18 protein-coding genes, 1 tRNA gene, 1 other RNA gene and 2 pseudogenes are annotated in these 21,344 nt (G+C 73.2%); 13 read left to right on the plus strand and 9 right to left on the minus strand.

The window, feature by feature from the left end:
* Position 1: 1 nt before the first annotated feature.
* From UK82_RS27620 to UK82_RS27645, 6 genes and pseudogenes are all read left to right on the plus strand, one after another.
* Positions 2–1,573, plus strand: a pseudogene (locus tag UK82_RS27620) (cytochrome ubiquinol oxidase subunit I); the annotation flags it as partial.
* Positions 1,570–2,562 (plus strand): cytochrome d ubiquinol oxidase subunit II, encoded by a 993-nt coding sequence (locus tag UK82_RS27625; RefSeq protein ID WP_044888233.1) that lies wholly within the window; start codon positions 1,570–1,572, stop codon positions 2,560–2,562. The pseudogene UK82_RS27620 and the gene UK82_RS27625, both read left to right, overlap by 4 nt.
* A gap of 100 nt (positions 2,563–2,662) precedes the next feature.
* Positions 2,663–3,460 (plus strand): CPBP family intramembrane glutamic endopeptidase, encoded by a 798-nt coding sequence (locus UK82_RS27630; RefSeq protein WP_236706523.1) that lies wholly within the window; start codon positions 2,663–2,665, stop codon positions 3,458–3,460.
* Between the two features lie 195 nt (positions 3,461–3,655).
* On the plus strand, positions 3,656–5,224 hold the full coding sequence (locus UK82_RS27635) for a CYTH and CHAD domain-containing protein (RefSeq protein WP_044888234.1): 1,569 nt from the start codon (positions 3,656–3,658) through the stop codon (positions 5,222–5,224).
* A gap of 87 nt (positions 5,225–5,311) precedes the next feature.
* Positions 5,312–6,340, plus strand: coding sequence for an aldo/keto reductase (locus UK82_RS27640; protein ID WP_044888235.1), 1,029 nt, complete (start codon positions 5,312–5,314; stop codon positions 6,338–6,340).
* Between the two features lie 511 nt (positions 6,341–6,851).
* Entirely contained in the window at positions 6,852–7,055 is a 204-nt protein-coding gene (locus tag UK82_RS27645) for a cold-shock protein (RefSeq protein WP_009740954.1), read from the plus strand.
* Between the two features lie 584 nt (positions 7,056–7,639).
* On the opposite strand, the gene UK82_RS27650 is transcribed toward UK82_RS27645, so the two are convergent.
* Together UK82_RS27650 and UK82_RS27655 are read right to left on the minus strand one after the other, a co-directional pair.
* Positions 7,640–8,737, minus strand: coding sequence for an aspartate-semialdehyde dehydrogenase (locus tag UK82_RS27650; RefSeq protein WP_044888236.1), 1,098 nt, complete (start codon positions 8,735–8,737; stop codon positions 7,640–7,642).
* A gap of 97 nt (positions 8,738–8,834) precedes the next feature.
* Positions 8,835–10,103 carry an aspartate kinase gene (locus UK82_RS27655; protein WP_044888248.1) on the minus strand — a complete coding sequence of 423 codons (1,269 nt, stop codon included), beginning with the start codon at positions 10,101–10,103 and terminating at the stop codon, positions 8,835–8,837.
* Positions 10,104–10,370: 267 nt separating this feature from the next.
* On the opposite strand from UK82_RS27655, the gene UK82_RS27660 reads away from it, so the two are divergent.
* Both UK82_RS27660 and UK82_RS27665 read left to right on the plus strand, forming a co-directional pair.
* On the plus strand, positions 10,371–10,955 hold the full coding sequence (locus UK82_RS27660) for a TerD family protein (RefSeq protein WP_044888237.1): 585 nt from the start codon (positions 10,371–10,373) through the stop codon (positions 10,953–10,955).
* Between the two features lie 20 nt (positions 10,956–10,975).
* Complete coding sequence (locus UK82_RS27665; RefSeq protein ID WP_055410240.1) at positions 10,976–12,145, plus strand: zinc-dependent alcohol dehydrogenase family protein; 1,170 nt, start codon at positions 10,976–10,978, stop codon at positions 12,143–12,145.
* 60 nt (positions 12,146–12,205) lie between these two features.
* Here UK82_RS27665 and UK82_RS27670 read toward each other — a convergent pair whose 3' ends face one another.
* Complete coding sequence (locus UK82_RS27670; protein WP_044888239.1) at positions 12,206–12,658, minus strand: hypothetical protein; 453 nt, start codon at positions 12,656–12,658, stop codon at positions 12,206–12,208.
* Between the two features lie 552 nt (positions 12,659–13,210).
* On the opposite strand from UK82_RS27670, the gene UK82_RS27675 reads away from it, so the two are divergent.
* Complete coding sequence (locus tag UK82_RS27675; RefSeq protein ID WP_044888240.1) at positions 13,211–13,819, plus strand: hypothetical protein; 609 nt, start codon at positions 13,211–13,213, stop codon at positions 13,817–13,819.
* 33 nt (positions 13,820–13,852) lie between these two features.
* Here UK82_RS27675 and recR read toward each other — a convergent pair whose 3' ends face one another.
* The 4 genes from recR to ffs form a co-directional block, all read right to left on the minus strand.
* Positions 13,853–14,452, minus strand: a complete 600-nt coding sequence (gene recR, locus UK82_RS27680) for a recombination mediator RecR (protein WP_044888241.1) — start codon at positions 14,450–14,452, stop codon at positions 13,853–13,855.
* 15 nt (positions 14,453–14,467) lie between these two features.
* Positions 14,468–14,983 (minus strand): YbaB/EbfC family nucleoid-associated protein, encoded by a 516-nt coding sequence (locus UK82_RS27685; RefSeq protein WP_055410241.1) that lies wholly within the window; start codon positions 14,981–14,983, stop codon positions 14,468–14,470.
* A gap of 21 nt (positions 14,984–15,004) precedes the next feature.
* Positions 15,005–17,842, minus strand: a complete 2,838-nt coding sequence (locus UK82_RS27690; protein WP_055410243.1) for a DNA polymerase III subunit gamma and tau — start codon at positions 17,840–17,842, stop codon at positions 15,005–15,007.
* Positions 17,843–17,880: 38 nt separating this feature from the next.
* Positions 17,881–17,977: signal recognition particle sRNA small type (gene ffs / locus UK82_RS30785), an RNA gene on the minus strand.
* 865 nt (positions 17,978–18,842) lie between these two features.
* Here ffs and UK82_RS27695 point away from each other — a divergent pair.
* Positions 18,843–18,927, plus strand: a tRNA-Ser gene (locus UK82_RS27695).
* A 159-nt stretch (positions 18,928–19,086) separates the two neighbouring features.
* Here UK82_RS27695 and UK82_RS27700 read toward each other — a convergent pair.
* The gene (locus UK82_RS27700) at positions 19,087–19,392 is read right to left on the minus strand and encodes a hypothetical protein (protein ID WP_044888244.1); all 306 of its coding nucleotides are present in this window, start codon (positions 19,390–19,392) and stop codon (positions 19,087–19,089) included.
* Between the two features lie 39 nt (positions 19,393–19,431).
* Positions 19,432–19,701: a GNAT family N-acetyltransferase gene (locus UK82_RS27705; RefSeq protein ID WP_236706526.1), complete on the minus strand. Its 270-nt coding sequence runs from the start codon at positions 19,699–19,701 to the stop codon at positions 19,432–19,434.
* A 103-nt stretch (positions 19,702–19,804) separates the two neighbouring features.
* On the opposite strand from UK82_RS27705, the gene UK82_RS27710 reads away from it, so the two are divergent.
* The 3 genes and pseudogenes from UK82_RS27710 to UK82_RS27720 all read left to right on the plus strand — a co-directional run.
* Complete coding sequence (locus UK82_RS27710; RefSeq protein ID WP_052681535.1) at positions 19,805–20,113, plus strand: hypothetical protein; 309 nt, start codon at positions 19,805–19,807, stop codon at positions 20,111–20,113.
* 611 nt (positions 20,114–20,724) lie between these two features.
* Positions 20,725–20,920: pseudogene (locus UK82_RS40595) on the plus strand (DUF433 domain-containing protein); the annotation flags it as partial.
* Positions 20,921–20,922: 2 nt separating this feature from the next.
* On the plus strand, positions 20,923–21,215 hold a 293-nt coding region (locus UK82_RS27720), incomplete at its 3' end, for a hypothetical protein (protein WP_236706524.1).
* Positions 21,216–21,344: the final 129 nt, after the last annotated feature.

Genomic DNA, 21,344 nt, shown 5'->3' on the forward strand with positions numbered 1-21,344 from the left:
NGCCAACCAGCCGTTCAAGCTCGCGGCGATGGAGGGCCTCTACCACACCGGGTCGCATGCCCCCTTCGCCATCGGCGGGATCTACGACGACAAGACCGGCGAGATCCGCTACGGCCTGGAGATCCCCAGCGGGCTGTCCCTGCTGGAGGGCTTCAGCACCGGCCATGTGATCAAGGGCCTGGACGGCGCGCCGCCGGACGAACGACCGAACGGCACGCTGGTGCACGGCGCGTTCACCACGATGGTCGGGGCGGGCTCCGCCCTGATCGGCCTGTCGCTGCTCACCGGCCTCGTCGTCCTGCGGCGCCGCCGGCGCCGGGAGCGCCCGCTGCTACCCACCAGCAGGCCGTGGCTGATCGCCGCGGCGTGCACCGGGCCGGCGGCGATGCTGGCGATGCTCACCGGCTGGGAGGTCACCGAGGGTGGCCGCCAGCCGTGGATCGTCGGCGACCACATGCGGGTCGTCGAGGGCGTTGCCGGCGGCGACGCGGTCGCGCCGATGTTCGCGGGCACCCTGGTGCTGTACCTCGGGCTCGCCGGCGCCCTGCTGCTCATCCTGCGGCGGATGGCCACCGGCGGCCCCAGCGGCGAGCAGCTTCGTCCCGGCAAGCCCGTCGGTCCCTCGGCCCCCACCGCCCCCCGTCCGCGCGACGGCGGGTCCGGCAGCGGCGGCTCGGGCCCGGCCGGCTCCGGACCGGAACAGGGCAGCGGCGGCGACGAGTCCGGCTCGAAGGAGTCCGTCCCCGCCGCGCAGTACATCCCGGCCGCCCGGGGAGTGCCGGCCGCCCAGGGAGTGCCGGCCGCCAGGTCCTTCCCTGCCGCCGAGTCCTTCCCTGCCGCCGAGTCCGTCCCTGCGGTCAGGTACGTGCCGGCCGCCAGGTCCTTCCCTGCGGCCGAGTCCGTCCCTGCGGTCAGGTATGTCCCGGCCGCCACGTACGTTCCCGCCGCCCGGCACGTTCCGGCCGCCGAGTACGACCCGGCCGCCGAGCCGGTCGCCTGGTACACGCCCCGGACGGATCTGCTCTCTGAGCGTGACCAGACGGGCATGCCGGTGGCGGTGCTCCTCCCCGGCCGCCTCCCCGTGACCCCCGCCGGCGCACCCGCTCCCGCCGGCGGCATCATGGCCACCGGGGTAGGCGACCCGTCCGATGGATCCGAGCCGTCCACCGGGTCCGAGCCGCCGACCGGGTCCGACCCGTCCACCGGGTCCGAGCCGCCGACCGAAACCGAGCCGTCCACAGCGGCCGAGCCGTTGACGGGCGCCGAGCCCGGCGTGGATCCGAGCCGCAACCCGCCGCCGACCATCAGCCCGCGGCCGGACGGCGCCGAGCCGACCTCGCCGCCCGCGACGCCGGCTCCCGCGTCGCCCACCATCCCGCGGCCCCGGCCCGAGCCGCACCCCACCGGGTCCTCCGGGGGCGGGCGGCCCGCGCCGTCGAACCGGCGTGGCGCGCCCGGCTGGCACAGCCTGCTGGGCCGGCGCTCCGCCGGGGGCCGGCACGCCTCCACCGCCCGCCGTCCCGACACCGGCGCGCGCACCGCCGGCCGCACCGACCGGGGAGAGACCCGATGACCTCCGCCGACCTGCTCCTCGTCGTCATGGTGATCGGCCTGACCGCCTACGCGCTGCTCGGTGGCGCGGACTTCGGCGGCGGCGTGTGGGATCTGCTCGCCCGGGGACGGGATGCGCGGGCCCAGCGCAAGCTGATCTCGAACGCGATCGGGCCGGTGTGGGAGGCCAACCACGTCTGGCTCGTGTTCATCGTCGTCGCCCTGTTCAGCGGGTTCCCGCCCGCCTACGGGGTGGTCGGCTCGTCGTTGGAGGTTCCGCTGTCGGCCGCGCTGGTCGGCATCGTGCTGCGCGGCGCGGCCTACGTCTACCGTGCCTACGGCGCCGGCGCGGCGGGTCCCGACCACTGGTGGGGGCACGTCTTCGCGGTGTCGTCCACGATCACCCCGTTCGCGCTCGGGGTGGCCGGGGCGGCGCTGGCCACCGGGGACATGTCGCCCGACGACCCGTTCGCCCCGGTCCGCAGCTCGTTCGGCCTCGTCTGCGGGCTGTTCGCGGTTGCCGCGACGGCCTTCCTCGCCGCCGTCTACCTGTGCAAGGACGCGGCGGCCTCGCCGGCCACCGAGCACCTGGTGGCCGACTTCCGCCGCCGCGCCGTCGGCGGGGCCGTGGTGTGCGGCATCCTCGCGCTGATCCTGCTGCCGCTGTTCTGGGACCAGGCTCCCGTGGTGGCGCACCGGTTCGCCGACCGTTCGCTGCTGCTGGTCGTGCTCTCCGCGATCGGCGGGATCGGCTCCCTGGTGGCGCTGGCGCGTAACCAGTTCGTCGCCGCCCGGCTGGCGGCGGGTCTCGCGGTCGCCGCCATGCTCTGGGGCTGGGCGATCGCCCAGTACCCCGACCTGATCGTGGGGCAGGTGACGGTCGACGACGCCGCAGCTCCGTCGACCAACATCCACGCGATGCTCTACGCGGTCGTCGGTGGTCTCGTGATCGTCCTGCCGCCGATGATCGTGCTGTACCGGCTGTTCACCCGGCCCGAGCCGGTGGACTGACCGGCCGACCCGATCGGCGGCCCTGGATCGGCCCGGCGGTGACCCACCGCCGGGCCGATCCGTGGTCGGGCCGCCCATCCGGGTGGGCTACGGTCGACCCGTGACGGATGCCCCCCCGCAGGCGCCGGTCACGGCCGAACCGCTCACCCGGCGGGTTCTGGCCGCCGAGGTCTGGCTCGTGCTCGGGGTCTCCTTCGCCGCCTCCGCGCTCTACGCGCTCATCCGCTACGTCGGCGTGCTCACCCGGCCGGGACCGGTCCGTTCCCAGGTCGCCCGGCTGAACACCTCGGCCGCGCCGGGCCGCCCGTGGCTCGATCTCGCCCTGCAACTGGCCGACGTCGCCACCGGCGTGGTGCCCGTGCTGTTGGCCGTGCATCTGCTGGCCCGCCACGGCGGCGGGCGGCGCGCGATCGGCCTCGACGGCCGGCGACCCGGCCCGGACCTCGCCCAGGGCGCCCTGCTCGCGGCCGGGATCGGCGGTCTCGGCCTCGGTTTCTACCTGCTGGCCTGGCACAGCGGCGCCAACCTCACCGTCGCGCCGTCGAGCCTGCCCGACGTGTGGTGGCGGGTGCCGGTCCTTGTCCTGAGCGCCTGCCAGAACGGCCTCGCCGAGGAGGTCATCGTCACCGGCTATCTGCTGGTGCGGCTGCGCGAGCTCGACGTCACGCCGGGGCGGGCGCTGGCGACCAGCGCGCTGCTGCGTGGTTCCTACCACCTCTACCAGGGCCTGGGCGGGTTCGCGGGCAACCTCGCGATGGGGCTGCTGTTCGCCCGGCTGTTTCAGCGCAACGGCCGGGTGTTGCCGCTGGTGATCGCCCACTCGCTCATCGACACGGTGGCCTTCGTCGGCTATGTGCTCCTGGTCGGGAAGGTCTCCTGGATTCCCGCTCCGCGCTAAGGTTAACGACAGGGAAACACAAGTCGTCTATCAGGTGTCCGAAGCTATTCTTCCTGACGCTCCGACGGACCATCGGACAACCACGAGGGACGGGTGGGCGTGGGCTGCCCGGGTGCGCCGCGCACGCGGTGCGGGGCCGAAGTGACGGTGGGGCCGAAGTGACGGTGTGGGCGAATGACGAGGAGGGCGGGGCGGATGGCCACCGGGGTCCGTGAGATCGAACGTAAGTACGCCGTCGAGCCAACCTTCGTGCTGCCGAAGCTGGGTGGCGTGCCCGGGGTCGCGACCGCGCGGACCCGCCGCGCAGTCAGCCTCGAGGCCGTGTATTTCGACACCGACGACCTGCGCCTTGCCCGTAACCGGATCACTCTGCGCCGGCGCACCGGCGGCTCCGACGCCGGCTGGCACCTGAAGCTGCCGGTCCGCGTCGGCGAGCGCGACGAGCTGCAACTCCCGCTCGACGCCGCCGACGGCGTGGTCGACGTGGCTGCGGGCGCGCGGCACACCCCGCCGGCGGAGTTCGTCGACCTGGTGTCGGTGCACCTGCGCGGCGGCGAGCTGCGTCCGGTCGCCCGGCTGCGCACCCTGCGCACCGCCCGGCGGCTGCGCGACGCCGCCGGCGTCGACCTTGCCGAGGTCGTCGACGACCAGGTCTCCGCCCAGACACTCGGCGAGGCGACGGTCGTGAGCACCTGGCGGGAGATCGAGGTCGAGCTCGTCGACGGCAAGCGTGGCCTGCTCGACGACGTCGGCGAGCTGCTGCTGGCGGCCGGGGCGGTCGCGGCGGCGGACTCCTCGAAGCTCGGCCGGCTGCTCGGGCCCGCGCTCGCCGCCGGACCTGGGCCGGACGTGCCCCCGCTGCCGCGCCGCCCGCGCCGGCGGGCCCCGGCCGGCGAGGTCGTGCGCGCCTACCTCATCGAGCAGGTGCGCGCTCTGCTTGCCGCCGACCCGCGGGTGCGGCTCGACGAGCCCGAGGCGGTCCACCGGATGCGGGTGGCCTGCCGGCGGGCCCGCAGCACGCTGCGGACCTTCGCGCCGCTGTTCCCGGCCGACACGGTGACGCTGCTCGACGAGGAGCTGCGCGACCTGGCCGGCGCGCTGTCCGGCGCCCGCGACGCCGAGGTGCAGATCGCCTACTTCGACGGCCGGCTGGCCGAGCTGCCCGCGGACCTGGTCGCCGGGCCGGTCCACGAGACGGTCAGCGCCCACCTGTCCACCGGGATGGCCGCCGCCCGCGAGGAGGCGCTGACGATGCTGCGCAGCGACCGGTACTTCGCCCTCGTCGCCAGCCTGCTCACCCTGGTCCGCGCGCCGCTGACCGGCGCGGCGCGGCGCCCGGCCGGCAAGGTCCTGCCCGGCCTCGTTCACCGCGCCGACCGGCGGCTGGGTAAGAAGGTGACCGCCGCCGCCGGGCTCCCGGTCGGCCACGACCGGGACGAGCTGTTGCACTCCGCGCGCAAGCAGGCCAAGCGGCTGCGGTACGCCGTCGAGGCGGTGACCCCGCTGTACGGCCAGGACGCGACGGCACTCGTCGGCCAGGCGGAGCGGGCGCAGGAGCTGCTCGGCACTCACCAGGACGCCACCATCGCGCGCGATCTCCTGCGCGGCTGGGGCGTCGCCGCCCAGGCCCAGGGCGACCCCACCGCGTTCACGCTCGGCGTGCTGCTCGGGCTGGAGGAATGCCGCGGCCGGCTGGCGGAACGGGACTTCTTCGATGCCTGGCCGCGGATCTCCGCTGCGAAGTACCGCCGCTGGCTCGACTGAGCGGCCGCACGCCGGGGCGTCGGACGGCCGGGGGCGGGTAGCCTCCGGTCGACCCCGCCTTCGTCCCGGTGCCGCAGGAGGCTCGCGATGACCACCTCGACCACGCTCCCGACGACGCCGCTGGGCCCGACGGGCATGCAGATCACCCGGGTGGGTTTCGGCGCCTGGGCGATCGGCGGAGCGGGCTGGGCCTTCGGCTGGGGTGCCCAGGACGACGCCGAGGCGGTCGCGGCGATCCGTCACGCGGTCGCGGCGGGGATCAACTGGATCGACACCGCCGCCGTCTACGGGCTCGGGCACTCCGAGGAACTCGTTGCCCGGGCGCTCGCCGACATCCCCGCGGCCGAGCGGCCCTACGTGTTCACCAAGTGCGGCCTGGTCTGGGACGACGCCGACCGGACCGTCCCGCCGGCCCGCGTGGGCGCCCCGGCCTCGATCCGGGCCGAGGTCGACGCCTCGTTGCGCCGGCTCGGCGTCGACCGCATCGACCTGTACCAGCTCCACTGGCCGCCGCAGGACGGCACGCCGATCGCCGACGCCGTCGGGACGCTGCACGAGCTGCGCGCCGCCGGCAAGATCCGTTCGGTGGGCGTGTCCAACTTCTCCGTCGACCAGCTCGAGCAGGCCGCAGCGGCCGGCGGGGTGGACGTGCTGCAGCCGCCCTTCTCCCTGATCGACCGCGCCGTCGCCGCCGAGATCCTGCCGTATGCCGCCGCCCACGGCATCGGCACGATCGTCTACAGCCCGATGCAGTCCGGGTTGCTCTCCGGGCGCTGGAGCACGACGCGGACCGCCGAGCTGCCGGCCGACGACTGGCGGCGCCAGGCCGCCGAGTTCAACCCGCCGGCCCTGGAACGCAACCTCGCGCTCGTCGACGTGCTCGCCGAGGTGGCCCGCCGGCACGCGACCACGGTCGCCGCCGTCGCGGTCGCCTGGACGCTGGCCTTCCCCGGGGTGAGCGGCGCCATCGTCGGAGCCCGCCGCCCGGACCAGCTCGACGGCTGGTTGCCGGCCGGCTCGCTGACCCTCACCGGCGCCGATCTCACCGAGATCGCCGCGGCGGCCGAGCGGCTCTCGGCCGGCCGCGGTCCGCTGCGGCCCGCCGGCGACGAGTAGCCGCGCCTGGCCGGGACCGGCCGTCGGCGGTAAGGGCCCGTCGGCGGTGGGGGCCCGTCGGCGGTGGGGGCCCGTCGGCGGTGTGGGCCCGTCGGCGGTGTGGGCCCGATTGTGGGCCGAGATGTGGTTCAGGTCGTGGTCGGATCGAAAGTCCCGTCAGTCACCCGTCCGAGTTGCCACGTCTGGGCCATCCACCGCCCGGTCGGTGCCGCACGCTGCTCACGCTGGGAAATCCCTGTCAGCTCGACGGATTGCGGGACGACCCGGGTGTACTAGCCCGTGGCCGGACCAGCGGTGTTGTTCTGTTACCGGGGCATGAAGTGGACTTCCTTGCTCGGAGGACTCCCGCGAAGCCCTCCGTCCGTGTAGCGTCGTCCCTGGCCGGAGTTCGCCGGTTCGCGTCTCAACCGAGGCGCGGNGGAACAGCGCCAGGATCTCTTGTGGCTTCCTGGCGTTCGGTCCGGGGCCCGCGCGGTGCGGGTCCTGACTGCACCAGCAGGGAGAACGGCACGTGGCTCAGGGCACGGTGAAGTGGTTCAACTCGGAGAAGGGCTTCGGCTTCATCTCCGTGGACGGCGGCGGCTCCGACGTCTTCGTTCACTACAGCGCGATTCAGATGGACGGCTACAAGGCACTTGAGGAGGGCCAGCGGGTCGAGTTCCAGGTGACCCAGGGTCAGAAGGGTCCGCAGGCCGACGCCGTCCGCGTCGTCTGAGCCACGAGAGACTTCACGGTCAGCCCGCCCATCGGGTGCTCCGCTGGGCGGGCTGACCGCTTCTCCGCGTCGTTCGTCACGTGGCGGAGTCGATTGCACGACTGCCCGATCGTGCCGGAGGGCTTCGTTTCCCCGGCCCTGTCGGGTATGTCGCCTCGGTCGGAGCCTCGATCGGACAGTTCTCCAGAAGGCGCCTTTCCCCCTGGCCAAGCGGGAATGGAACGGTCTTCGGTGTCCCACCATCGGGACCGGTTGATCCGCCTTCCCGTGGGGCGCCGTACTTTTGCCGCTCGGGGTGATTTCGGTGACGGATCGCCGCCGGGGCGATGGCTGTTCGTGCAAAGCGCGGGTAACCGCATCGCGGTTCTCCGACCGCTTGTTCTCGGTCTTCGCTTGCGGCTCCTCTCGGCAACCAAAGCTTAAAGGTTGCTGAGAAACGCACGGAAAGCGAATGTGCGGCGCGCTGTCGCGACCCGACCAATCACGGCTCGACATGGATGGCGTGCGGGCTCGTGACAGGCCGGCCGCGCGTTGGCGCCGGCCGGCCCACCACTCGCGGAGTCCGGCCCCGCGTCAGCCGGCCGTCAGCTGGTCGTCGACGCGGCCTGCCCGGCCTGCCCGGCGACGAGCAGTTCGGCGATCTGCAGCGTGTTCAGCGCCGCTCCCTTGCGCAGGTTGTCGCCGCAGAGGAACAGCGCGATCTCGTGCGGGTCGTCCGGCGACTGCCGGATCCGCCCGACCCAGGTGGGATCGGTGCCCACCACATCCGAAGGGGTGGGGAACTCGCCGGCGGACGGGTCGTCCACCACCGCGACCCCGGGGGCGCCGAGCAGCACCGCGCGGGCCTCCTCGCCGGTGACGGGCCGCGCGAAGCGGGCGTGCACCGCGACGGCATGGGTGGTGATCACCGGCACCCGCACGCAGGTCGCGGACACCCGCAGGTCCGGCAGGCCCAGGATCTTGCGGGACTCGTTGCGGACCTTGAACTCCTCGGACGACCAGCCGCCGTCGCGCAGCGACCCGGCCCACGGCACGACGTTGAGGGCCAGTGGTGCGGGGAACGGGCCGAGGCCCTCCTCGCCGATCGCCTTGCGCACGTCGCCGGCGGTCTGGCCGAGCTCCCGCGTCCCACCGACCGTGGCGAGCTGGTCGTAGAGGGTGTCGATGCCGGCCTGCCCGGCGCCGCTGGCGGCCTGGTAGGAGGCGGCGAACATCGACTCCAGGCCGAACGCCCGGTGCAGCGCGCCGAGCGCGACGATCATCGACAGGGTCGTGCAGTTCGGGTTGGCGATGATGCCCCGCGGGCGGGCGGCGAGCTGGTCGGCGTTGACCTCGGGGACGACCAGCGGGACGTCGTCGTCCATCCGGAAGGCGCCCGAGTTGTCGACCGCGACCGCGCCGCGCGCCGCCGCCACCGGCGCCCACTGCGCCGACACGTCGTCGGGGACGTCGAACACGGCGACGTCGACACCGTCGAAGACCTCCGGCGAGAGCACCTGCACGGCGACGTCCGCGCCGCGCACCCGCACGGTGCGCCCGGCCGAGCGGGCCGAGGCCACCGGCCGGATCTCCCCCCAGACGTCCGGACGCTCGGCGAGCATCGACAGCATCACCGTGCCGACCGCGCCGGTCGCGCCCACCACCGCGAGCGTCGGCCGTCGGCCGGCCTCGTTGCCCGTCATGCCCCATCCTCCAGGTGAGCCGTGATCAGTGCCGTGCGTTCGGCGATCGGAGCCGTGCTGGCCGCGATCAGTGCCGCGCTGTCTGCGGTCGGTGTCCTCATCGGCCGGTGCCCGCGTAGACGACCGCCCCGCCGTCGGGGTCGCCGAGCTCGAAGGCGCCGTGCACGGCGCGCACCGCACCCGGCAGGTCGGTGTCGCGCACCACCACCGAGATCCGGATCTCCGAGGTAGAGATGATCTCCACGTTGACGCCGGCGTCGGCGAGCGCGCCGAAGAACCGCGCCGACACCCCCGGGTGCGACTTCATCCCGGCGCCGATCAGCGAGAGCTTGCCGATGTGGTCGTCGTAGAGGGTCCGCTCGAAGCCGATCTCGCCCTGCACCTTCGCCAGCGCCGTCAGCGCGGTCCGCCCGTCGGCCTTGGGCAGGGTGAAGGAGATGTCGGTGCGGCCGGAACCCGCGACCGAGCCGACCTGGACGATCATGTCGAGGTTGACGTCCGCGTCCGCGACGGCCCGGAACACCGCCGCCGCCACCCCCGGCTTGTCCGGGCAGCCGACGACCGTCACCTTCGCCTCGCTGACGTCGTGCGCGACGCCGCGGATGATGGCCTGTTCCACGAGCTGTGCCTCCGGAATCTCGGTGACCCACGTGCCCGGCTTCGAGGAGAACGACGACCGGACATGCACGGGGACGCTGTAGCGACGCGCGTACTCGACGCAGCGCAGCATGAGGACCTTCGCGCCGCAGGCCGCCATCTCCAGCATCTCCTCGTAGGAGATCGTGTCGATGCGGCGGGCGTCGGGGACGATGCGCGGATCGGCGCTGAACACGCCGTCGACGTCGGTGTAGATCTCACACGCGTCGGCGTGCAGCGCCGCGGCGAGCGCGACCGCGGTCGTGTCCGAGCCGCCCCGACCCAGGGTGGTGATGTCCTTGGTGTCCTGGCTGACGCCCTGGAAACCAGCGACGATCGCGATCGCACCCTCGTCCAGGGCCGCCCGGATCCGGCCCGGCGTGACGTCGATGATGCGGGCCTTGCCGTGCACCGAGTCGGTGATGACGCCGGCCTGGGAGCCGGTGAACGACCGGGCCTCGGCGCCGAGAGTGGTGATCGCCATCGCCAGCAGGGCCATCGAGATCCGCTCGCCGGCGGTGAGGAGCATGTCGAGCTCGCGGGCCGGCGGCAGCGGTGACACCTGCTCGGCGAGGTCGAGCAGCTCGTCGGTCGTGTCACCCATGGCGCTCACCACGACCACCACGTCGTTGCCGTCGCGCCGCGCCTCGACGACCCGCTCGGCGACTCGTTTGATGCGGTCCGCGTCGGCAACGGAGGATCCACCGAACTTCGCGACCAGGAGCGCCATGGCAGCCAGGTTACCGAGCGCCGACACCTGCCCGCTCCGCTCGCCGGGGATTGCTCCGATGTGACCTGGGCGCACGTCTGCGCAGCGTGCCCGGGGTCCGACCCGAGGCGACCCCGCCCCGACGCAACGCTGTCGTCCCGACGACGGCACGCTGGGCGGATCCGATCCGTTGTGCCAGGGTGACGGCACCGACCGCGTCATATCGACCGCGTCCCGCGGTTGCCGGCGATGGTCCCCGACGCATCAGTCCAGGAAGGACGATCCGCAATGGCAGTCAGCCTCGCCAAGGGTGGCAACGTAAGCCTCACGAAGCAGGCCGCGGAGGCCGGCACCGCCCAGCTCACCGCGCTGAACGTCGGGCTCGGCTGGGATGCCCGCACCACCACCGGCACCGACTTCGACCTCGACGCCTCGGCCATCGGCCTGCGGGCGGACGGCAAGGCCTTCAACGACAGCTACTTCATCTTCTACAACAACCTCGCCTCGCCCGAGGGAGCGATCACGCTGACCGGCGACAACAAGACGGGTCAGGGCGAGGGCGACGACGAGTCCATCATCATCAACCTGCCCTCGGTGCCCGCCGAGATCGACCGGATCGTCGTCCCCGTCTCCATCTACGACGCGGTGAACCGCAGCCAGAACTTCGGCCAGGTGCGCAACGCCTACATCCGGGTCGTCGACCAGGGCGGCAACGAGCTGGTTCGGTACGACCTGTCCGAGGACTACTCCACCGAGACGGTCGTGATCTTCGGCGAGGTCTACCGCAACGGCGCCGACTGGAAGTTCCGGGCAGTGGGCCAGGGCCACAACGACCTCGGCGGACTGGCCCGCGACCACGGCGTCAGCGTCTGAGCCGCGGGCCGGAGCGGGTCATGCGGGCCTGGCAGGTCGTGACGCCCGGGCCGATGGGCACCGGGCCGCTGCGCGCGGCCGAGCTGCCCGTGCCCGAACCGGGGCCCGGGCAGGTCCGGCTGCGCGTCGACGCGTGCGGCGTGTGCCGGACCGACCTGCATCTCGCCGAGGGCGACCTCGGGCCGCACCGGCCGCGCACCGTGCCGGGGCACGAGGTCGTCGGCCGGGTCGACGCGATCGGCCCCGGGGTGGCGCTGGCCCCGGACACGGCGGTGGCCCCGGATACGGCGGTGGCCCCGGATACGGATGCCGCCACACCCCCGAGCGTCGAGCCCGGCGCCGAGGGGCTCCTCGGCGCTGTGGATTCCCTCGGTGCCGCGGGTTCCCTCGGTGCCGCGGACGTCGGCGTTGGAGTCGGGCCGCGCGGGGTGCGCCTGGGTGACCGGCTGGGCGTGGCGTGGCTTGCCTCGACCGACGGGACCTGCGTCTACTGCGCCCGCGGCGCGGAGAATCTCTGCCCCGCGTCGACCTACACCGGCTGGGACGTCGACGGTGGGTACGCCGAGTACGTCTGCGTCCGCGCCGACTACGCCTACCGGCTGCCCACCGGCTACAGCGACGCGGAGCTCGCCCCGCTGCTGTGTGCCGGCATCGTGGGCTACCGGGCGCTGCGGCGCGCGGAGCTGCCCCCTGGCGGCCGGCTGGGCATCTACGGCTTCGGCGCGTCCGCCCATCTCGCCGCCCAGGTGGCGATCGCCCAGGGCGCGCGGGTCCACGTGCTGACCCGCTCGGCCCGCGCTCAGGCCCTGGCCCTCGAGCTCGGCGCCGCCTCCGCGAGCGGGGCGTACGACGCGCCGCCCGAGCCGCTGGACGCGGCGGTGCTGTTCGCGCCGGTGGGCGAGCTGGTGCCGGTGGCGCTCGCGGCCCTCGACCGCGGTGGCACCCTGTCCGTGGCGGGTATCCACCTCAGCGACATCCCGCCACTCGTCTACGCCGACCACCTGTTCCAGGAGCGTGACCTGCGCAGCACGACCGCGAACACCCGGGCCGACGGCGCGGAGTTCCTCGCGATCGCCGCCGAGCACCGGCTGGCGGTGACGGTGTCGCCCTACCCGCTCGCCGCCGCCGACCGGGCCCTCGGCGACCTCGCCGCCGACCGGGTCACCGGCGCGGCCGTCCTGCTGCCCTGACGGCACGGCCGGGCAGCCCGCTGCCCTGACGGACGGCACGGCCGGGCCCGGACCGGCCGGTCAGGACGCGCGGGCGGCCAGCCGGCGCAGCAGCACCGTGCCCGCGACGGTGAGGGCCGCGGCCGTCGCCACCTCGCGGGGCAGCCGGTGGCGGGCCTCGTTCTGGATCTTCTCGTGAAAGCGGTCGAACCGGCTCGGCCAGGGACTGGAACCGACGAAGTACCGGCCCACCTTGTCGGTGTCGGGCAGGCAGGCGCCGGTCATGCCGGCGAGGACGGCCAGGCGCCGCCCGTCCGGGGCCGACGCGGTCAGCAGTGCCATGGCAGCGAGCCCGGCGACCCCGTCCCGGCGCGCGATCGGCAGCCACTCCGGCTCGGTGTTCGGGCCGGTGCCCCAGTGCGGCAGTGCGTCCATGGCGAGATGCGAGAGGAATCCCGCGGCCAGGGCGGGCACGGGATGCCGGATCGCCATACCCACGAAGGCGCCCGCGCCGACATGCGAGCTGATGATCATACGGAGGACCTCCTGATGGACGGTGGACCGGCCGCCTCTAACCATGCCGCCCGGCTCCGCGTCCGCTGACCGCGGGGGTCGGCATCGGGCCTGGCGGCGGCCCTCGCCGTGGTCGTTGCGTGGTCCGTAGGAGCGACCGGATGGGCGGACGTATCGGGCATATGCACGTGCGAACGCTCCGCTGGATGAACGTTCCAAGGCGATCGCCGACGCCCGTTCGGACGGCGGTGCCAACGCGCGTCCGAAAGCGTGGGCGGACGAGATCGCGAAAGCGTGCGCACATGCTCGCGCGAGTGCACATGATGGGCACATGGGCGCGCGGCGTAGCATCTGGGTGCACAGCGCAGCGATGCGTTGCAGATCCACACATGGACGGCCGGCGGCAGCCAGGCCCGGTGGCAGAAAGTGACCATATGTGCGGACGGTGACCGGGGGCGGCGGGGAGGTGTCGGATGATCTCCAGGAGGAAGCTCGGTTCACCCGGAGGCGCGCTGGGCCCCAGGGGGGCGGTCCCGGGTCGTGCGCGGGCGCGACGGCACCTGAGCGGCCTGGATGGATAGGTGGATCCGAGGCGTGCGGACCTGTCCCTTACGTCATGCCGGTGATCTCGGCGCCGCCCTGCCACCGGGCGCCGTCATCTCGGTGGCGTGGCGGTTGGACGGCGCCGGACGGATCATCGGTGGAATGCTGCCCCACGGGCATCCGCAGGGCGGCCCGCAGGGCAAGCGGGTCCTGCACGGAGAGGGCGTCTGGGCGGCCGAGATGTTTCCCCGGGACCGAGAGATCACCACGGAGCTCGACCTGGTCGAGCCCGGTTCCGCGGCCCACCCTGCCCGGCTCGTCGTGCACGGCCCGGAGCGGGACATCGTCGGCTACGTGGACCAGCCGCGACTGCCCACGGACCGGCTGGGCCGGCTGACGACCGGCATGCGGCGCGACGCCCGCCAGATTCGGATCCGGGCCGCCGGCCGGATCTGGTGGATCAGGGCGACGAAGGTCTTCGGCGTGCGGGTCGTCCGCGACCACGGTGTGGACGTCTACCGCACCCGTGGCCTGCACGCCGTGTTCAGCGCCGAGGCGGACCACCTCGATGTCAGCGTCGTCCTGCTGACCCTCGCCTCGATCCCCAGTTCGACGTACGCGCCCATCCTCGGCTTCTGACCGGCTGACCCGCCTGACCCGCCGGCCGGCGGGTCAGGCGGTGACGACCCGGCGTCCCTCGAAGGCGCGGCCGAGGGTCACCTCATCGGCCCACTCCAGGTCGCCGCCCATCGGCAGGCCGCTGGCCAGCCGGGTGACCCGCAGCCCCATCGGCCCGATCTGGCGGGCGAGGTAGGAGGCGGTGACCTCACCCTCGGTGTTCGGGTCGGTGGCGAGGATCAGCTCCGTCACCGTGCCGTCGGCCAACCGCGCGACGAGTTCGCGGATGTGCAGGTCGTCGGGCCCGACCCCGCCGATCGGGTTGATCGCCCCGCCGAGCACGTGGTACCGCCCGCGGAACTCCCGGGTGCGCTCGATCGCGACGACGTCCTTGGGCTCCTCGACCACGCAGATCAGGGCCTGGTCGCGGCGGGGATCGGCGCAGATCCGGCACAGCTCCGACTGGGCGACGTTGAAGCAGCTCCGGCAGAACCGGACCTTGTCCTTGACCTCGGTCAGCGCGGTCGCCAGCCGGCGGACGTCCACCGGGTCGGCGGCCAGCAGATGGAACGCGATCCGCTGGGCGCTCTTGGGGCCGATGCCGGGCAGCCGCCCGAGTTCGTCGATCAGGTCCTGGACGATGCCCTCATACATCGGTGCTCCCGCCCGTCAGCCCAGTCCGGGACGACCGGGACCGCGCGGCACAGCGCCGCCGCCGGCCAGCAGGCCACCGAGATCACCCAGCCCGCCGAGCGCCCCACCGGCCCCACCGGCCCCACCGGCAGCGGCGGCCCCACCCAGCCCGCCGGCGCCCAGCCCGCTCGCGCCCAGCCCACCCGTGAGCGAGCCCATCCGTTCCGCGGCGAGCCGATGCGCGTTGGTGGTCGCGTCGCGGACCGCCGCGAGGATCAGATCGGCGAGCGTCTCGGTGTCCTCCGGATCGACCGCCTCCGGGCTGATCGTGAGGTCGACGAGCTCGCCGCCACCGTTGACGGTGGCCCTGACCAGGCCGCCGCCGGCCGTGCCATCCACCCGGGCGGAGGCGAGCTCCTCCTGGGCCGACAGGAGCGCGGCCTGCATCTTCTGCGCCTGCTGGAGGATCTGCCCCAGGTGGGCCCCACCACCGGCGGGCAGTCCACCGCCGGCCGGGGTCCCATCGCCGGCGGAGGTCTGCGAGTTCGACATGTCGACGAGCCTACTTTCCTGTCAGCTTGTCGGGATCTGTTCGATGACCGTGGCGCCGAGCCCGGTTCGCAGCAGGGACATCGCCGCCTCCGCGCCGCCGCGGGCGCCGCCCGCCTGCCCCGGGGCATCGTCGTCGTCGAGAGACGGCTCGTCGTTGACCGGCGGTGCGGCGGCCGTGCCACCACTTCCCGTTCCCGCCGTGCTACCCCCCGCCGAACCGTGCCCACCGGCTCCGGCCGTGCCGGTGCTGTTCTGGCTGGTGCTGTTCTGGCCGGTGCTGTTCTGGCTGGCGTTGTTCTGGCCGGCGGCGTGCGCACCGGCGTCGCGCTGTCCGGCGATGCCGTGGGCGGCGGCGGACCCCTGGCCGCGGTCGCCGGAGTGGGTACCGCTGCCGCCGTCCCCGATCTGATCGTGGGTTGGCGGGGTGGGCTCGGGGAAGCGGGGGCTGTCGCCCCCATGGCCCGGGTGATGATCCCCGCCCGGCCCCCCGCCGGGGCCGCGCCAGCCGTCGTTGGCTCCGCCTCGCCCGGGTCCGCCCGCGGGACCGTATGCGCCTGCCGCCCGGCCGGCGCCCCCACTGTCGGCGCGCGGCGCGGGACCGCCCGGACCGGGTGCCCAGCCCGCCGCAGCGGGCGGTCGACCGCCGCCGTCCACGCCGCCAGGTCCCTCACCGGCGGGCGCATAACCCGCATGATCCTGGTGGTCCGGGTAATTTCCGCCGCCCGGCCCCTGCCAGTGCCCCGCCACGGGTTGCCCTGGCCCAGATTGGCCTGGTGTGGGCCCGCCGGTTCGGCCGCCCGCCGCCGGCGCCGGTCCACCGCCACCGGCGCGCTGATCAGGACCGGCCCAGGCTGGTCCTGATCCCGGCTGGCCACCGAAGCCACCGCCGGGCGGTGGCGGTCCCCCGGCCGGCCGGCCGCCGCCACCCCGCCCAGGACCGGAGCCTCCCGCGGGCCCCACACTGACCCGCCAGGTCCCGCCGATCTTCTCCGCCAACGCGGTGCAGAACACTTCGGCGTTGTTGCCCTGCCCGAACATCCGTCCCATCGTCGGGCTGGCGAAGGCGAGCACCACCTCGTCACCGCGCACGTCGGCGACGGTCGCGTGGTCCTTCAGGATCGCGTGCGTCTTGCGACTGCGACGGCCGGCGAGCACGAGGACCTCGTCCCACAGCATCCGCAGGCCAGCGGCGTCGATCCGCCCGCCGCCCGGCCCGGCCCCGCCGCGTTGCCCAGCCCCACCACGTTGCTCAGCCCCACCGCCTTGCCCAACTCGGGGGCCTTGCCCAGCTCCGGCGCCTTGCCCAGCTCCGGCGCCCTGCCCAGCTCCGGCGCCCTGCCTGGCTCCGGGGCCGCCACCGGCTCCCGGCTGCGGCCCGAAGCCGGTGCCTGCCGGCGGCGGCCCGTAGCCGGCGCCACCGGTCGGGGCACCCGCACCGATCCCGCCGGCCGCCGAGGCCGCGTCCCACGACCCGCCGGCCAGCCCCGGGGACGTGGGAGCCGCGGCGGCGCGCGCCGGGTGAGCGGGTGCCGGCCGAGCGGGCGCCGCTTCCCGCGCGGGACTCGCCGCATCGTCCGGGCCATGCGGGCCATGCGGGCCATCCGGGCCGTCGGCACCGCGGAACGGGGAACTGCCCGCCACCGGGCCCGGGCTGAAGCCGGGCGCCGAGGCCGGGTGCCCTGCGGCCGGGTCGGGAGCGGCGAGCACGGAACGCCGCTCCAGCCGTTCCAGCCGGGTCAGCAGCGCCGCCGGGTCCGCCGAGGCCGCGGGCAGCAGCGCGCGGGCGAGGATCAGCTCGAGCATCAGCCGCGGGCTCGTCGTGCCCCGCATCTCGACCAGGCCGCCGTGCAGCACGTCCGCCGTGCGGGACAGCTCCGCGGGGCCGACCGCGGCGGCCTGCGCGCGCATCCGGTCGATCTGGTCGGGGGAGAAGGATTCCAGCAGCCCGCGGGCATCGGCGTCCGGGACGGCCGCCATGATGATCAGGTCGCGGAACCGGTCGAGCAGGTCGGTGGCGAACCGCCGCGGGTCGTGCCCGGCGGAGACGACCTTGTCGACGACGGTGAACAGGGCGGCACCGTCGTGCCGCGCGAGCGCGTCGACGGTCTCGTCGAGCAGGACCCCGTCGGTCACGCCGAGCAGGGCCACCGCGCGGTCGTAGTGCAGGCCGTCGTCGTCCGCCCCGGCGAGGAGCTGGTCGAGGACGGACAGCGAGTCCCGGACCGATCCCGCCCCGGCCCGCACGACCAGCGGCAGCACCGTCGGGTCGACGGTGACGCCTTCCTGCTCGCAGATCGACGCCAGGTGCGTGCGCAGCACGCCCGGCGGGACGAGCCGGAAGGCGTAGTGGTGGGTGCGGGACCGGATCGTCGGGATGACCTTGTCCGGCTCGGTGGTGGCGAAGACGAACTTCAGGTACGGCGGCGGCTCCTCGACGACCTTCAGCAGGGCGTTGAACGCCGCGGCCGTCACCATGTGCGCCTCGTCGACCACGAACACCTTGAAGCGGGCCGAGGCGGGGGCGAAGAAGGCCCGTTCGCGCAGGTCCCGGGCGTCGTCGACGAGGCCGTGCGAGGCCGCGTCGATCTCGGTGACGTCCATCGAGGCGCCGGTGCGGATGCCGACGCACTCGTCGCACACGCCACAGGGCTCGGGGGTGGGCCCCTGCTCGCAGTTCAGCGAGGCGGCGAGGATCCGGGCCGAGGACGTCTTGCCGCAGCCCCGCGGGCCGCTGAACAGGTACGCGTGGTGCAGCCGGCCGGTTCGCAGAGCCTTGCGCAGCGCGTCGGTCACGTGTTCCTGGCCGACGACCTGAGCGAAGGTCGCGGGACGGTACCGGTTGTACAACGCTGTGCTCACTGGCCTGCTCCGCGTGCTCGACGAGACGATCGGCGAAACGAGAGGACCCCCCGCACACCCGTCAGAGCCCGCTTACCCTTGCTGCCTTCCGGCCCTGGGGGGTTTCACGAGGGTAACGCCGCACGAGGGGTCTGCTCCGCAGTCTAGCCCGTCCCGGACGATCATGAATCCGGAGGTCCCCCGCCCCACCCGAACCGGCCGCCACCCCGCCCCGGCGGTCGTCCGCGCCCGACCGCCGTCCGCGCTGGCGCCGGGGCTCGGCTTTATCCTTTTCCCTGCCGGGGGGACGAATCGGGCGTGGAATCCTCTGGAAGGGCAAGGAAGTCCGGCCTCCGCCCTCCGCTGGCCAGGAGCTCGCGTGCGGCCTGTCCGCGCGATCGCAGTGTTCCGCGGAACACGTGCCACGGTCCTCGCGCCTGCGCGGGTGTTCGCCCGGGACCCGGGTCGAGGCCCAGCCGTCTGGTTACGTGCGGTGACGGGTGAGGGGGGTGGGAACGGGGGTGTGCGGGGGGCCGGTGTCCTGTGGTCCTTGGGTATGGACATACCGGACGCCGAACCCATCAGAGCGACCACATCGGCGCTCTCCCACGCAGCCACCCCGAACACCCGCCAGCCGCCGCCACGCTCCGCGCTCGCCGCCGCGGCCCGCGGCCCGCTCGACCTCGGACCCCACCGACGCGCCGCCCCGCCCTCGGACCCGTCCTCCCACCACCACAAGCCACCACCACAAGCCACCACCACGGCCACGTGACACGGTCATTCAGATTCCGCGGAACCGCGTCAGCCTCCGGGATCTTGCCAGTGTCGCTCCCCGCGCAGGCCCGACCCACGCCGGTTACCGCAACACGGGACGGTCCGGCGGCCGATGCCCCCAACGGCCGGGGTCAGCGGGCCGTGCCCAGGCGGACCAGGGTGCCCCGAGAGGCGCGCTGGGCCTGACTGCGCGCGGCTGGGCGACCCCGCGTCCACGGACCGGCGACGATCAGATAGTCTCATCGACGGAGGATTCGCCTAGTGGCCTAGGGCGCACGCTTGGAAAGCGTGTTGGGGGCAACCCCTCGAGAGTTCGAATCTCTCATCCTCCGCAACGATCTTTCCGGGTTCGCCGGACTGCCCAGCCTTCGATCAGGCAGGACAGGATCGGCCCCGATCTCTCCCGAGGCCGCTCCCGCCTACACCCCGCCCCGCGACCCGCCGGTCTGGGCCGGTACCGGCCTGAACCTCCATATCACCGTCCCGCCCGTTCACCGTTCCCGCCACGAGCGCCACCGACGCCGCGACGGCAACGCTTCGGCGACCGCCCCGGGCGGTAGACGCAGGTCGTACCCCGCGTACTGCTCATCCCCGGGATACAAGATCGTCGGAATGAAGCAGGCAACGAACTCGTCGGTCGCCTCTGCCGTGTACACCCGGATCCCGAGATCACCGAGCCGTCGCGGGATTACCTCACCCGGCTCGCGCGCCACGTCGTACCGCCGCACCCGCAGGCCCGGCGCATCCTCCTCTGCGGCCCAGTCCTCCCCGAGACCATCCCACGCATTCCCCGTCATCCGGCCACCGTGCCACACCGCTCCATACCTCTAGGCGGATCAGGTTCCGATGGTTGATGTTGTCCGGGAGACCCACTCGGCCCGGCTGATCGCGTAGATGTTCCGCGGCTCACCGTTCGGTCGATGGGTCCCTCGGCGAGGGTGAGACCAAAGCTGCTCGGCGACGCGGATGAAGCTGATGTTCTCCGGATGGATGATCAAGATTGGGCGGCTACGGCCGGCCTCGGTGAACGCGAACTCGACGGCGGCCGTCGCACCTTCGGAGGCGATGCCCTCACCCCACCGATCCCGCCCTACCGTCCACGCCACCTCGCACAAGCTCTATCGATGATCGAATGGGATGATCTGTCAGGCGAGGTGAAAGACGCAATCACCGGACAGGCCGGTCCGGTGGTCTCCGCCGGCACTGTGGATGGGGGGACGGCTCCTCATCGACGGCCCGGTGGTGCGGGTGGTGGACTGGGCGCGGCCCGCCGCCGCTTGCTGGGTTGACGCGGCGTTCATGGTGATCCGGCTTGTCGGGGCCGGCCATGAACCGGCGGACGCCGGACAGTGGGCGACCGGTCTCGCCTGCTGGACGGTCGCACCGGACGCCCTGACCGCGTTCGCCTGCTACGTGACCTGCCTGTGGACGGTCCGGGCCGCCCAAGGGGGAGGCTCGGCGGCCGCGTGGCGGGCCCAGGTAGCCCGCCGGTATGCCGCCGACCGGCAGGGGCGCTGAACCAAGCTTGCCGAAGCCGGCAACGTCCAGGTCGAGGTGGGTGGTCCGATGCTGCACAGAGGGCGCGCGCGGATGCCTTCGATCTTGTCCATGAGCCATGATGTTGGGGTGACCGTCAGGGTGCTGGACCGCGAGGTCTACTCGATGAGCGAGGCAGCCCGCCTACTCGCGGTGAGCCCGGCACGCCTGAGAGGGTGGATCGACGGCTACACCCGTGGGGAGATCCACTATGACCCGGTGATCCGCCCCGAGCGGACCGGGAACGAGGTGGTCACCTGGGGCGAATTCGTCGAAGCCGGCTACCTACGGGAATACCGGGTCAAGGGGATCTCCCTGCAGAAGATGCGGATTGTCGTGCAGCGCCTGCGTGAGCGGTTTGGTGTGTCCTACCCCCTTGCCCACGCCAAGCCCTACGTGTTCGGGATGGATGTCGTGCTCGCGGTCCAGGAAGAGGTCGGCCTCGGCACTTCGCTGTCCATGGTCCGGATCAGCGACGGGCAGCTGGTGCTCGCGCCGAAGGCGCAGCACTTCTTCGAAATGGTTGAGTTCGCGCCGGGGGCTGGCGTCGGCGAGGATGAGGCGCTGCGCTTGTTCCCGGATAGCACCGCCCNGCAGGTTGTCCTCGATCCGCTGCGACAGTTCGGTTCCCCGGTAGTACGTAGCACGCGCACGGCGAACCTGTACGAGCTGTGGGCAGCCGGCGAGTCCATCGCGGAGATCGCCGAGGCCTATGAGCTGCCGGACGTGGACGTCGAGGCCGCGGTGCGCTACGAGAGTCGTCTCCGAGGGCAGGAGATCGCAGCCTGAGCATGGACGACGGTGCCGTACTACGGCCGCGCTTCTTCGTCGACGAGAACACCCTTCCACTGGGCAAGGCGCTCGCCGCGGTGCGGCCTGACGTTCTCCACCCAGGCCACCGGCGTTGCCCGATCAGTCTGGGAGCCCAGGACACTGAATGGCTGCCGTACGTGGGCGACAGCGATCTGGTACTGCTCACCCGTGACATGAAGATCCGTCACCGGCTGGCCGAGAAGCGCTTGTTCCTCGCGCATGCCGTGAAAGGAATCTTTCTCACGAAGGCCGGGAGCATGACCAGGTGGGANATGCTGTGCATGGTTGTCCAGCACTGGGAGAAGTTCGAGCCTCTGGCGGACCTTCCCGGGCCGTGGGTTCGGTCCCTGACGCGCGCAGGCATCGGCGAACTGAAGCTGCCCACGTTGCCGGCCGCCGA

Origin of the sequence: Frankia sp. ACN1ag, assembly GCF_001414035.1 — a bacterium.
Classification (GTDB): domain Bacteria; phylum Actinomycetota; class Actinomycetes; order Frankiales; family Frankiaceae; genus Frankia; species Frankia torreyi.

Coding starts and splice junctions, on each gene's coding strand:
- UK82_RS27710 (WP_052681535.1), top strand. CDS start 19,805: ATGGGGGGACGGCTCCTCATCGACGGCCCGGTGGTGCGGGTGGTGGAC.
- UK82_RS27640 (WP_044888235.1), top strand. CDS start 5,312: ATGACCACCTCGACCACGCTCCCGACGACGCCGCTGGGCCCGACGGGC.
- recR (WP_044888241.1), bottom strand. CDS start 14,452: ATGTATGAGGGCATCGTCCAGGACCTGATCGACGAACTCGGGCGGCTG.
- UK82_RS27655 (WP_044888248.1), bottom strand. CDS start 10,103: ATGGCGCTCCTGGTCGCGAAGTTCGGTGGATCCTCCGTTGCCGACGCG.
- UK82_RS27635 (WP_044888234.1), top strand. CDS start 3,656: ATGGCCACCGGGGTCCGTGAGATCGAACGTAAGTACGCCGTCGAGCCA.
- UK82_RS27660 (WP_044888237.1), top strand. CDS start 10,371: ATGGCAGTCAGCCTCGCCAAGGGTGGCAACGTAAGCCTCACGAAGCAG.
- UK82_RS27670 (WP_044888239.1), bottom strand. CDS start 12,658: ATGATCATCAGCTCGCATGTCGGCGCGGGCGCCTTCGTGGGTATGGCG.
- UK82_RS27700 (WP_044888244.1), bottom strand. CDS start 19,392: ATGACGGGGAATGCGTGGGATGGTCTCGGGGAGGACTGGGCCGCAGAG.
- UK82_RS27675 (WP_044888240.1), top strand. CDS start 13,211: ATGGATAGGTGGATCCGAGGCGTGCGGACCTGTCCCTTACGTCATGCC.
- UK82_RS27625 (WP_044888233.1), top strand. CDS start 1,570: ATGACCTCCGCCGACCTGCTCCTCGTCGTCATGGTGATCGGCCTGACC.
- UK82_RS27685 (WP_055410241.1), bottom strand. CDS start 14,983: ATGTCGAACTCGCAGACCTCCGCCGGCGATGGGACCCCGGCCGGCGGT.
- UK82_RS27665 (WP_055410240.1), top strand. CDS start 10,976: ATGCGGGCCTGGCAGGTCGTGACGCCCGGGCCGATGGGCACCGGGCCG.
- UK82_RS27650 (WP_044888236.1), bottom strand. CDS start 8,737: ATGACGGGCAACGAGGCCGGCCGACGGCCGACGCTCGCGGTGGTGGGC.